Annotated in this window: 9 protein-coding genes; 6 read left to right on the top strand and 3 right to left on the bottom strand. The window is 67.0% G+C overall.

Going from position 1 to position 12,621, the window contains the following annotated elements; genetic code table 11:
• Position 1 precedes the first annotated feature (1 nt).
• Complete coding sequence (locus ACQUQD_RS07235; RefSeq protein ID WP_428951127.1) at positions 2 to 769, bottom strand: transposase family protein; 768 nt, start codon at positions 767 to 769, stop codon at positions 2 to 4.
• A gap of 161 nt (positions 770 to 930) precedes the next feature.
• Between ACQUQD_RS07235 and ACQUQD_RS07230 the strand changes: the two genes are divergently transcribed.
• Positions 931 to 2,364, top strand: coding sequence for an MFS transporter (locus ACQUQD_RS07230; protein WP_428951126.1), 1,434 nt, complete (start codon positions 931 to 933; stop codon positions 2,362 to 2,364).
• Between the two features lie 72 nt (positions 2,365 to 2,436).
• On the opposite strand, the gene ACQUQD_RS07225 is transcribed toward ACQUQD_RS07230, so the two are convergent.
• The gene (locus ACQUQD_RS07225) at positions 2,437 to 3,288 is read right to left on the bottom strand and encodes a helix-turn-helix transcriptional regulator (protein ID WP_428951125.1); all 852 of its coding nucleotides are present in this window, start codon (positions 3,286 to 3,288) and stop codon (positions 2,437 to 2,439) included.
• A 440-nt stretch (positions 3,289 to 3,728) separates the two neighbouring features.
• Here ACQUQD_RS07225 and ACQUQD_RS07220 point away from each other — a divergent pair, with 440 nt between their 5' ends.
• From ACQUQD_RS07220 to ACQUQD_RS07205, 4 genes are all read left to right on the top strand, one after another.
• A complete protein-coding gene (locus ACQUQD_RS07220; RefSeq protein WP_428957476.1) occupies positions 3,729 to 4,970 on the top strand; it encodes an IS701 family transposase in 1,242 nt (413 codons plus the stop codon).
• 80 nt (positions 4,971 to 5,050) lie between these two features.
• Positions 5,051 to 5,584 carry a hypothetical protein gene (locus ACQUQD_RS07215; RefSeq protein ID WP_428951124.1) on the top strand — a complete coding sequence of 178 codons (534 nt, stop codon included), beginning with the start codon at positions 5,051 to 5,053 and terminating at the stop codon, positions 5,582 to 5,584.
• 1,792 nt (positions 5,585 to 7,376) lie between these two features.
• Complete coding sequence (locus tag ACQUQD_RS07210) at positions 7,377 to 8,942, top strand: SDR family oxidoreductase (RefSeq protein ID WP_428951123.1); 1,566 nt, start codon at positions 7,377 to 7,379, stop codon at positions 8,940 to 8,942.
• A 522-nt stretch (positions 8,943 to 9,464) separates the two neighbouring features.
• Positions 9,465 to 10,028: a DUF4383 domain-containing protein gene (locus tag ACQUQD_RS07205; protein ID WP_428951122.1), complete on the top strand. Its 564-nt coding sequence runs from the start codon at positions 9,465 to 9,467 to the stop codon at positions 10,026 to 10,028.
• A 384-nt stretch (positions 10,029 to 10,412) separates the two neighbouring features.
• On the opposite strand, the gene ACQUQD_RS07200 is transcribed toward ACQUQD_RS07205, so the two are convergent.
• Entirely contained in the window at positions 10,413 to 11,021 is a 609-nt protein-coding gene (locus ACQUQD_RS07200; RefSeq protein WP_428951121.1) for a sigma-70 family RNA polymerase sigma factor, read from the bottom strand.
• A gap of 516 nt (positions 11,022 to 11,537) precedes the next feature.
• Between ACQUQD_RS07200 and ACQUQD_RS07195 the strand changes: the two genes are divergently transcribed.
• Entirely contained in the window at positions 11,538 to 12,560 is a 1,023-nt protein-coding gene (locus ACQUQD_RS07195) for a MerR family transcriptional regulator (RefSeq protein WP_428951120.1), read from the top strand.
• Positions 12,561 to 12,621: the final 61 nt, after the last annotated feature.

The following is a 12,621-nucleotide window of genomic DNA, read 5'->3' as shown; positions in this document are numbered from 1 at the left end:
ATCATCGATCTGTGCTGTTCAGATGCAAGGTGAGGACAGCTTGGACAAGGCTGGTGATCCGGGTGGTGGAGCATCGGAGCTTGCGTAGGAGCCTCCAGGATTTGAGGCTTGCTATGGCTTGTTCGACGAGTGCGCGGATCTTGGTGTGCGATCGGTTCACCGCCTGCTGACCGGTGGGGAGGGTGTGCCAGCGTCCCCAGTACGGGGTGCGGACGGTGCCGCCGGCTCCTCGGTAGCCCTTGTCCGCCCAGCATGTGACGTCGGATTGGGCGAGGGCGTTGATGATGCCGTGCTCGCGGGCCGCACGGACGTCGTGGACGGCTCCGGGCAGGGCCGCTGAGGCCCACAGCAGTCTTCCGAAAGGATCGGTGAGGACTTGGACGTTCATGCCGTGCTTCTTGTGCTTGCCCGAGTAGAAGGGGCGGTCAGCTGCGATGCGGTCGATCGGTAGGAGCGTTCCGTCCAGCAGTACGAACGCCTTGGTTGAGGCTGTGCGGGCGGCCTCGACCAAGCTGGGTGCGAGGTTGGCCAAGAGGTCGACGGCCTCGGCGACGTAGCGGTAGGCCGTCGTGGTCCCGACCCCGAATCCGGCGGCGAGTTGGGCGTAAGTGTGCCCCACACGTAGGTGAGCGAGCGTGAGGAGGGCCTGACGACCGGCGCTCAGCCGCCGCCACCGCGTCCCGATCGCGCGGCGGTGCTGACTCAACTGCTGTGTGAGGAAGCGCAGGGTGGAGCTGGACAGGTCGACGCCGGATGGGCAGACAAGCACTCAGAAGCTCCCGGAAAGTGGATGATCCTGTTCGTGTACCCGCCTGCCAGAAGCTTCACTTCTGCGTGCTTGCGGGAATGTGACAGCTCTGCCTGCATCTGGCAGAAGTACCTTTACCAGGGCGCTGGTTGGGGGTCGTGGGCCATCGCATCGTGGTCGGCATGAGCGATACGACGCGGATCTCACTCGGCGCCCGCGGCTGGATGGTTCTCCTGACCTTGTGCGGCGCCACTTTCATGACCGGACTCGACTACTCGATCGTCACCGTGGCCCTGCCGGAGATCGGCCGCAGCCTGGGCTTCGCCGGCCCCGATGCCCTGCAGTGGGTGGTCACCGACTGCCTGCTGCCCACGGCTGCTCTGATGCCTCTGTTCGGGAGGCTGTCGGACATCATGGGCCGGCGGCGGCTGTTCATCGCCGGGGTGTGCGCCTTCACCGGCTTCTCCCTCCTTGCCGGCCTCGCCCCCGTGGCCTCCCTTCTCATCACCGCCCGCGTCGGCCAGGGCATCGCGGCCGCGGCGATCGGCCCCACGGCACTGGCCCTGATGACGGCTGCCTTCCCCGAGGGGCCGCAACGGACGCGGGCCCTGGGTGTCAACGGCGCACTGCTGTCGCTCGGCTTCGTCATCGGCACCATCGGCGGCGGCATCGTCACCAGTGGCCTGAGCTGGCGGTGGACGATGCTCATCCTCTTCGGAATCGGTCTGCTCGTCCTCGTCGGCGCTGCCACGGTTGTGCAGGACACCCGGCACGGCCGGGCCACCCGCCTCGACGTGCCTGGGGCTCTCCTGGCCAGCGGTGGCCTCTTCGCCCTCGTCTACGGGATCACCACCGGCAACACCAGTGGCTGGCTCAGTGCGTCCACCCTGACCGCGGTGATCGGCGCCGCAGTTCTGCTCGGCGGATTCCTCGCCGCCGAGGCGCGTCACCCCGTGCCGCTCGTGCCGCTGCGGCTGCTGCGTCGTACGACAGTGAGGTGGGGCATGGCGACAGGCTTGGTCACCTTCGGGATGTGCGGCGGAGCGACGCTGCTGCTGAGCATCTACATGCAACAGGTCGTGGGGTGGACCGCGCTGCAGACCGGCCTCGGTTTCGCCGCCGAGGGCATCGCCGCCCTGGCTGCGGGTAGCGTGGCCGCACGGTTGATCAGCGCCCGCGGCGCGGCGTCCGCGATCGCTCTCGGCCTCACGGTGCAGGGGCTGGGCATCGTGCTGATGGCGCTGCTGCCGGCGGACGGCAACCTCGTTCTGCTGCTGGGTAGTTCAGCAGCCATGGGCTTCGGGCATGTGCTGACCGTCGTGGCCGTCGTCACCACCATCACCTCCGGTCTCGACGAGTCCGACCAGGGTGTCGCCGGAAGCCTGGCACAGATGCCGACCTTCATCGGCGCGATCGGCGTGGCCGGACTGAGCGCCATCGTGGCGGCCCGCACGGCGGCCTTGGCCCCCACCACCACGCAGAGGCTCGCGACGGTCGGCGGACTGCACATGGCGTTCCTGGTGGCGGGAGCAGTCGCGCTGACCGGCGCAGTCGTCTGTGCGAGGGTCTTGCGCCGCACTCCCACGGGCCTGTCGGCAGACGCGATGGCGACCTGAAACCGCCCTCGTGCGATCTGCGCCGGCGCCCTTCCACTTGCCCAGGAAGTGGCGCCGGCCATCAGTATCGGCCTACGCCGCTGAGTCAGACGTCAGTTCCGCCAGCCGACGCAGCCGATCCTGCGAAACTGACCCCGGCTCCGCCTGGAACACGGTCACGCCCTGTCCCTCATCATCTGGAGGGCGTAGCAGTTCTGCAGCCAGGGTCATGGCACCCACCTGGGGATGCCGGTACTCCCGCGCGATGGTGGCGCAGTTGCTCACCGGATGCTCGACCCACAGTTCGCGGAACTCAGGGCTGAGCTCCTTCAGTTCAGCAATGAAGGCCCGAAGTTGCTCATCGCCCGGGAAGTTGCTCACCGAGACCTGTAGGTAGGCGACGTCGTCCCGTGCCTTTGCGGCCCAGTCGACGTACAGGCTTCGGGCGAACGCGAGTTCAAAGAAGTCGATGCGAACGAAATTGGGCGGGCGGCCTGTCGCTACGACGGGCCAGTGCGGCGCGAGCAAGGCATGCGCGAGCGGGTTCCAGGCGAGGATGTCACCGCGGCGGCCGACGGCGATGGCAGGAGCGTCGGTGAACGCCCTGACCATGTGCGAGAGACCTGGGCGTAGCACCTCGGCCGGCGGCACTGAGGTCTGTGCCTGGGGGATGCGCGCCAGCCGGTGCATGTGGCGCCGCTCATCAGCGTCCAGACGGAGAGTGCGAGCCAGGGCGTCCAAGACCTCATCTGAGACGTTCGGTGCCTGCCCCTGCTCCAGCCGAATGTAGTAGCCGACACTCACTCCAGCCAGCGGAGCCAGCTCTTCACGCCGGAGCCCAGCTACCCGGCGACGGCGAACACCGCCGGGTAGGCCCAGTTCTTCAGGCTGCAGGCGAGCCCGTCGCGACCTTAGGAACTCACCCAGTGCAGACGAGGGGTACATGCCTCCAGCTTGACATGCAGCTGGCACCTCGGAGATCTGGAGGCACAAACTTTCGGGGAGGTCTCGGTTGCCACCGGGCCGGCCAAAACCAGAGTCCAAGTGGAGCCCGTCGCCCCACTGAGAACGAGTCCACCTTGCGTGAGGCCGAACGGAGCGAATACTCGCCCGTGGTGTCCTCATCGCCCGCCCTTCCTGCTTGAACTGAGGTTGGAAAGGGCTCACTACGTCTTCCTGGCGATCGGCAGCCGGACGATGCTGAGCTTCGACCGCAGGAGCCTAGTACTCCAGCCGTAGATCGTGATCTTGCTGTTCAGGGCTGGTCTGGAGATGGCTGCGGCCACCGTTGATCATCGTGAGTTGTGTGGACAAACAAAGATCAGGCGGTGGCCGCGGAGCACAGCGTAGTGTCTGCCCGATGGCGGGCGATGTTCGACCAGCTGATGGGCCGCGTGGCGGGCCGGTTTGCTCGGGTCGAACCCCGACGTCGCGCAACCGCGTTGGTGCTCGGACTGCTGTCAGACCTGCCGAGGAAGAACTGCTGGACGCTGGCTGAGCATGCGGGCGACGCCTCTCCGGACGGCATGCAGCACCTGCTGCATCGTGCAAAGTGGGACGCCGACGCTGTCCGCAATGACGTGCGCGCCTATGTCGTCGAGCATCTCGCCGACGACCAGGCGGTGCTCGTGGTCGACGAGACGGGCGATCTGAAGAAGGGCACGGCGACAGTCGGCGTCCAGCGCCAGTACACCGGCACCGCCGGCCGCATCGAGAACGCCCAGGTCGCCGTCCATCTCGTGTATTCCGCCGCCCGCGGACACGCCTCCATCGACCGAGCCCTGTACGTGCCACGCTCTTGGACCGAGGACCCGGACCGCTGCCGGAGCGCGGGCATCCCGGACGATCTGGCCTTCGCCACCAAGCCCCAGCTCGCCGCCCGCATGGTCGAGCGGGCGCTGGACGCGGGAACCCCCGCACGCTGGGTCGCGGGCGACGAGGTCTACGGCGACAACCCCCACCTGCGGATCACCCTCGAACGCCGCCGGACCGGCTACGTCCTGGCCGTCTCCAGCACCCACACAATCACCACGCGCGCTGGGAAGTTCCAGGCGAAGACCCTGGCCGCGCGGATCCCGAAGCGGGCCTGGCAGCGACTGTCAGCTGGAGCGGGCGCGAAGGGCGAGCGATACTACGACTGGGCACAGGTCGATATCCACGACCCCGCCGGTCGGCCCGGCCACTGGTGCCTGCTGGTGCGCCGCAACCGTCGCACCGGCGAACTCGCCCTCTACCGCTGCTTCTCACCTGGGCCGGCGGCACTGTCGGAACTGGTGCGGGTGGCCGGACGGCGCTGGACGATCGAGGAGACATTCCAGGCCGGCAAGGGCCTGACCGGCCTGGACGAGCACCAGGTTCGCCGCTGGACCTCCTGGCACCGCTGGGTCACCCTCGCGATGCTCGCCCACGCCTTCCTCGCCGTCACCGCAGCCACCGAGCGGCGCGACCAGCCCGCCCTCGACGGCCTGATCCCCTTGACCGGCAACGAGATCCAGCACCTGTTCGCGGCCCTGATCAGCCCGGTCCACGACGTCGCACACCGCCTGCGCTGGTCACACTGGCGACGCCGACACCAAGCCCGCGCCCGAGCCTGCCACTACCAACGGCAAGCAACTGCCCAGCCGTAGAGGTTGGTGTCCCCTGACCGGTGGCGATATCGAGATGTCGCGAGGTCGGTGCCGATGCATACTTCCTCACCGTGGAAACCATGACAGGCGAGCTGCGGCGCCTTCGCTCCGGACCGGGAGCCGAGGATGACGACCAGCCCCGGCCGTTTCTCGTGCGCTGCCGGTTCACCGCCGAGGATCCGGCCCAGGTCATAGCCAATGCGCGTGCCGTACTCACGTGCGTGGTCGCGCAGATGGCTGAGTGGCCGGCGGAGGAGCTTTGGCCGCAACTGCTGCCGAACTGGTTCATCCAGCGGTGCGCACCCGAGACTCCGGAACCGGAGCACGGCGAGCCTTTCGACATTGAGGCGTGGCTGCGTCAATGGCGGGCCATGACGCCAGAGGAGAGAGCGGCCGTCGATCAGGGACCGTGGACGCTCTCGGGTTGGCTGTACTACTTCGACCCGACCGAGGAAGGAATGGGGGACGACCGCAGCTGGTGGTGGTGGCATGCAGGAACCGATGAGTCGGGCGGCTGGGTGCAGGTGGCCACCACGGGCTGGCCCTTCGGTAGCGGTTCGCTGTCCTGGCTGATTGAGGCCAGTGGAGGCACGGATCTTGTCTACGGGCCATGACCAGCGACTCGCCATGATCGCGAACTACGGCTGGAGTACTAGGCAGAGTGGTGAACTTCTGCCTGGGGCGCTCGGGTGAGGCCTCGACTTCGTCGGCCAAGTTGCACATCGAGGTGGGACTGAAACGTGACCGCCGGCTCACCCTTCTTCCCCAGCGCGGGGAGTCCTCCTCGAAGCTGGTGCTGACCTACGTCCACCGCCGCCACGGTCTGCCAGGGCGGCCGTCGGCGTCGACCTGCCCTGATGCGGGAACACCTGCAGGGATTCCGTGCGGTAGTCATCGACGGCAGCGAGTCGCCAGGTGCGGCCACGCTCGGGGGGTTCTGGCGGAGTGTCCGAGAAGGATTCGACGGTTCTTCCGCCCTGGTGGGGCCGAGACGGCCTGCCGAGGCGAGAGACGAAACTCCGTTCACGAGGTGCCAGACGCCGTCGGTACCGCAGTCCTGCGCAGGGGCGCCAGGGGACACCGCAGGCCTGCCAATCGAGCCGGCTTCCTCAGGCAAGCGGACGCATCAGACCCTGCCGCTCCCTGCCGTGTGATCGGTGCGCTGGACGTCAGCATGTGTGTGACCGCACCCCATCGGCGCGTCACGTGCTCAGCTTCAAACGGCTGTCCTAGAGTCTTGCGCCCCACCGCCAGATGGATGCCGAGCACCTTTGTCACGGACAGGAACACACTTGCTAGACGAGAGCCGAGGCAGCGCATGGCACACGAGCTCCCAAGAGGCTCGGGGCGCATCCGGGGATGCTGATCCTGTGTCCGGACAGCCGGATTGGAGATCAATTGGGTTGAGCGTCATGTCGTCGATGCTGCTGACCCATCTCACGGCTCGGGGGAGCACCGCTTTCGAGGCGACGTGCCAGTGGCCGAGGCTTCATCCACTCAACGAGCGTTCCATGAGTGTCTGTCACCACTCCCTGATCTGGGTCGAGTCGACCCGTCAAATCGGCCGGGCCGTTCTGAAACATCTGCCGGTCTCAGGCAGATCCACCCTTGAGCCGTCGCGTATTCATCTCGGCTTCGGCAATGGCCACCGACATGCTGAGACCCACAGCTTCACCACTGTGACTGCCCGGGTCTGTCTCAGCGATATTTCGGTACTTCACGGGCAGCTCGACTCTTTCCGGGTCTCTGCCGAGTACATGCTGGCCGGAAGGGTCATCGGATCTTGCAGCATGCGATTTCGGGACCAAGAAGCCCAGCAGAGTCTGCGCCAACCGGCCCTGCCTCCGCAGGGCTTCCTGTACCCGTCTCCTCCGTCCGTGGGAGCAGCCGCAGAACCAGACGTCCTGCTGGTGCGCTCTCCCGGCGCGGAGATGGTCGTGTGGCCACGCGATCCCAGTCATCCGGCTCTTCTGCCGGAGGCGCCGACAACCCTCCCCGCGCTGGCCGCACTGGAAGCGGGCCGGCAGGCAGTGCTCCTCCTATGTGGGAGGTCGGATGGGGCAGTAACCGGGCTCAGCGTTGAAGTGGTGAGCCCAGCTCCCCTTCATGGAGCTTCAATCGACGTGGCGACAGAACCGGGCGGATACCGGTTCCACATCCACCATGCCGGCCTTCTGGCAGCCAAAGGAACGGTCGGAATCATGCACTCGTAAGCCTGGCTACCGGCGGGCCCCGCGGCATGGGCAGCTGCGTTACCTGCTCAGCACTGCGGTGACGGCAGCCGAGGCGACTCCGAACCTTCAGCGAGAAATGGCTGCGCAGCCGTTGCAGAAGATCCGCACGGATCAGACGATGTCGCACGGATAGCGGCGCACGTCCACTGCACCGCGGGGTACGTGTCCGATCATGAGCTCTTCTCCCGAATCGCGATCCGCACCTCAAGCGTCCCGTCCGGATGACGGGCGGTACTGCCTCGTCACGGGCGCAAGCGGCTACGTGGGCGGCCGACTCGTTCCGGAACTCCTGGCACAGGGCTTCCGCGTGCGGTGCCTGGCCCGGACGCCGGAAAAGCTGCGCGACTTCGAGTGGGCGAGCCAGGTCGACGTCGTGCGCGGCGACGTTCTGGATCCGGAATCCGTGACCGCCGCGCTGCAGGGGATCGACGTCGCCTACTACCTGGTGCACGGCATGGGCAGCGGCGACGACTTCGAGGAGACCGACCGCCGAGCCGCGCACACCTTCGCCCGGGCCGCGGCACAGACGGGCGTGCGCCGCCTGATCTACCTGGGCGGCTTGACCCCCAGCGATGTACCCGAGGACGAACTCTCTCCCCATCTGCGCTCCCGCAGCGAAGTCGGCCGGATCTTCCTGCAGTCCGGGGTGCCCACCGCAGTGCTGCGCGCGGCCGTCATCATCGGTTCCGGCTCCGCGTCCTTCGAGATGCTGCGCTACCTGACCGAACGCCTTCCCGTCATGGTCACGCCCCGGTGGGTGCGCACCCGCATCCAGCCGATCGCGGTCGCCGACGTGTTGCGCTATCTCGTCGGCTGCGCGGATCTCCCCCCGGCAGTGTCACGCTCGTTCGACATCGGCGGCCCCGAGGTCATGAACTACCGCGACATGATGCAGCGTTACGCGCGAGTCGCGGGTCTGCCCCATCGCGTGATCCTTTCCGTTCCGATGCTCACGCCGGGCTTGTCCAGCCACTGGATCGGCCTGATCACACCGGTCCCACGGGGTATTGCCCGGCCGCTGGCAGAGTCCCTGCGTCACGAGGTCGTCTGCGGTGAGCACGACATCGCGCAGTACGTACCCGACCCCGCCGACGCGCCGCTCTCCTTCGAAGAAGCGCTAGGGCTCGCACTGCGGCAGGTGAAGGAGGCGCAGGTGAGCACTCACTGGTCGGCTGCCGCTGTGCCCGGAGTACCAAGTGATCCACTGCCCACGGACCCGGACTGGGCAGGCGGCAGTCTCTACTGTGATCGTCGGGCCCGGCGTACCACCGCCGCCCCGCACCATCTATGGACCGTGCTGGAGGGGATCGGTGGCGAGCACGGCTGGTACTCCTTCGGGCTGGGCTGGTCCGTCCGGGGCTGGATCGACCGCCTGGTGGGCGGTGTCGGACTGCGCCGCGGCCGACGGGACGCCACGCGCCTGCGCCTGGGGGACGTGGTCGACTTCTGGCGCGTCGAGGAAATCCAGCACGGACACAGCTTGAGATTGCGCGCCGAAATGCTTCTGCCGGGCCTGGCCTGGCTGGAATTCCGAGTCGGTCACGACCGTGAGGGACGTACGGTGCTGCTGCAGCGCGCGCTGTTCCATCCGCACGGCCTGGCGGGGCATGCGTACTGGTGGAGCGTGGCCCCGTTCCACGCCGTGGTGTTCGGTGGCATGTCCTACAACATCACCAAGGCCGCAGAACGGCTCGCCGCCGAGGACGATGCCGGTGCCCGGACGTCACTGACGCGTTGAACAACGGGCTGAACGGAGGTGTTGACGAGAGCCCGCAGCTGAGTGCGGAACGGGGCCTGAGAGCGCTGCTCGGGATTCAGCGACTTGCGTCCTGTTGGTGGACGACATCGTCCACACTGCGGTCCGGCGCATGAGGTGAGCTGGATTGCCTCAGGTGCCCCGAGCCTCAGGCTCGGGGCACCTGAGTATGCACGTGTGCAGCCCAGCGCAGGATGAGGAGCACGAACCGGTCGCGGCAAAGCAACCGAGCGCCGGACTTCATTCACCTGCGCGATTCGGGGTGCCGAGAATGCGCTTCCACGGCTCGACGAGGCCGAAGAGAGACACATGGTGTGTCCAAGTTTGAGGCGCTGACGAAGTGCCACCCGGAGTGCTGGGCACGATGCACGATTGGCCCGATCGCCGCCAGATAGTTCCGATGGGTGCTGATTTGCGGCGACTGCAACCGTTCGACGTCGTCGATCGGAATCGGTGAGAGGGGGACAGCAAACCGCGGCGAGCGAGCAGAGAGGTGCGCGCATCATGGAACTGCAAGACGAACTTCCCCTCGATCACAAGCTGGCGCAGGTGTATCGGTGGGGCGCAGCGTTCTGCGGCGTCGTTCTGCTGGTCTTCGGCAGTCTCGGGTTTGCCGACCAGCTGAGCCCTTTCAATACTGACGGCAGCAACATTGCGGGCTTGAGCACGAACGGCATCCTGAGTCTCATCTCTGTCGTCGTTGGTCTCCTCCTCGTGGTTGGCGGAGTCATCGGCGGGAACTTCGCCTCAACGCTGAACATGGCTGTGGGAGCCCTGTTCCTGGTCAGCGGTTTTGTCCATGTGTTCATCCTGGACAAGGGTGCGAACGTGCTGGACTTTGGCATGTCCAACGTCATCTTCAGTTTCGTGATGGGGTTGGTCATTCTCACGTTCGGCATGTATGGGCGCGTATCCAGTCGTCTACCGCACGACAACCCGTACTGGCGTCGGCGCCACCCGCGGCAGGCGGCCCGAGAAGCCGCTGCGTGGCGCGCCATGCCTGGGGCAGGTCCCGCCTCGATCGCTCACGCGGGATCACGCACTCTGAGCGCAGGACCCGAGCGGTAGGGGTTCTGGCGACGTAAGGATTGGCGGTTGGGGTTGCATTCCCGCTGCGCCTGGCATCTCAAGGAGGTATGTCATGCCTTGTTCTGTTCAAGGCGCCGTCTCGTCCTGCAGCGTGTAATGCGCAGAAAGAGAGCCGGTGCGCAAGGGCTATCCCTGGAGTCTTGCCGCTGGCGGCCCGCGTGCTGCTGGTGACCGCCCGCTGGTGCGCGAACTTCACGCTGCGCCAGCTGGCACCGCTGAACTATCAGTACGCCACCGACCACCAGGTTGTCATCGGAGCCGACAGGGCCACGCATGACCCTTGCCTGCGCGGCTGGAGGACGAGCGAAGGCCAGCTTTGCCAGCTTGACCCACAGCATCTACCACCAGTATCGCGACATCGGCTCAACGCGGGTCGGTGGCGATGAGCCGCATCCGGAGACGGTTCAGGCCGCGCCTGGAGTGGCTCTTGACAGTGCCCAGGGGCCAGCCCGTCACCTGAGCGATCTGAGTGTGGGTGAGGTCTCCGTGGAAGGCCAGTTCCAGAACGCGCCGCTGCGCTGGGGGCAGGAGCGCCAGTTCGCGACAGATGACCACCCGGTCGATGGTCTGCTGCGCAACATCGCCAGCGGCCGGTACCGCAACGCTTTGCACTGCCTCCGCGGCGGACGTCAGGGCGGACCGCCGGGTTCGGGCGCTCAGGGCATCGGCGATCTTGCGTCGGGTGATGCCCACGACCCAGCCGACGAAGGTGCCACGTTCCGGGGCGTACCCCTCACGGCCGCGCCACACGGCGAGAAAGACCTGCTGGGTGACGTCCTCGGCTTCGCGCGAGTCGCCCAGTGACCGGTAGGCCAGCGTGTGAACGAGCGTTCCCCAGCGACGGTAGGCGGCCTCCAGGCATGTCTCCTGGCCGCGGCGAAGGCCTGCGGCCAGCTCTTCGTCGGCGAGGGACTCTTCGACAGGTGCCCACAGGTCGTCGTGCGGAGTCCGCGTGGTCCGTTGAGCGCACATCGGCCCGTGCCCTTCCCTCGCCGTCAAGTGATCTTCACTCTGGGCCAAGGAAGCCCAGGAATTCGAATCGCATCGAATGTGCATCGATTGATGGCGAGGGTGAAGAGGCGGATTACAGCTCTCGCTGGATCGCCTCCCACACCGCGTCGGGCGGCCGCGCCGCTGCCACCGGTCCGGCCCGTCCGGCCCCGAGCACTCGCAAGAATGAGGCCAACGTCGACAGGCACGCCTCGCAGGCCAGGACGTGCTGATCGGTCGGTGACCGGGCTTTGTCACCCAGTGCGATGAGCGCGAGATCCCCCGGTGAAGGATGCTGGATCGGAGACGGAGCTGACATCGGAAACCTCTGGCGTCTAGGCCTGCTTGCAGGGACTGAGCAGTGATGTGGGACGGGTGGAACCTCCGTCATCGGGCGTTCCCTCCTGCGCGGCAGGCCAGATGCATTGAGTGGCGGATCTGTGCACGTGGAGCCCTCCAGCAGAGAACGCAGCGGTTTTGCGTCGATATGATTGAGTCATGGACTCTGACGGCACGCCTGAGCGGCCGCTCCCGTCTCCGGCAGCGGTCGACGGTGCGGGCATCACCTCGGGATCGCTGGCCCGGCGCCTGGGGATCTCTCCCACGACGCTGCGGTCATGGGACCAGCGCTACCGGCTGGGTCCCGCCCAGCGGGATCATGGTCGCCACCGTCGCTGGTCCCCGCGTGACGTCGCCATGATCGAGGACATGTGCCGCCTCACGGCCTCCGGCATCCCTCCGGCCGAAGCCGCGCGCGTCGCCAAAGAACGTGCCAGATCCACGCAGCACGGTGAGACCGGCGCTACCGCCTCTGGCGCAAGAGCGTTTCCCGATCCGACGGGTCACAGCTCCGTCTCGTCTTTTCTCCAGATGGGCCTGGTGCGGACCGAATGCCGGGGACTCGCCCGTGCCGCTCTGCGCCTCGACTCCGACGCCGTTCAGCAGCAGCTCGACGCCTTCGTCCGGCACCACGGGGTGATCACTGCCTGGGAAGAACTCATGATGCCGACCCTGCACGCGGTCGGCCGCAAGTGGGAGTCCGCCGGCGACCGCTACGTCGAGGTCGAACACCTCCTGTCCTGGCACGTGTCCACCACCCTGCGCAACGCACAGTTCCTGCTGGACTCTCCGCAGACGAGCCGAAACGCGCCCCGTGTGCTCCTGGCCTGCGTTCCCGGCGAACAGCACACGCTGCCGCTCGAGGCCTTGCACGCGGCGCTCCTGAACGCGGGCCGACCCGCACGGATGCTCGGCGCAGCCGTTCCGGCCGACGCACTGGTCGCGACCGTGCGCCGGACCGGGCCGGCCGCCATAGTGCTGTGGTCGCAGACCCGGTCCTTGGCGAGCACCCCTCTCGCCGCGCACCTGCAGCAAGAGGCCTGGGGACTCAAAGGGGCACGGCAACAGCCGGCACTCCATCTGGCGGGGCCCGGCTGGCGGGGCACCGTCATCGACGGCGCCGTCCAACTCGGAGGGCTGCGCGAGGCCGTCGCCCTGCTGAAGCCGGAACTCAGCCCATAGCTGACTCGGACAGGGGCAACTGTCCGAACCACCTCCCGGGGCTCCGCGCTTGCCGTACTCG

This window comes from Streptomyces sp. cg35, assembly GCF_050410835.1.
Classification (GTDB): Bacteria; Actinomycetota; Actinomycetes; order Streptomycetales; family Streptomycetaceae; genus Streptomyces.
This window is presented reverse-complemented; position numbering and strand designations above follow the sequence as displayed.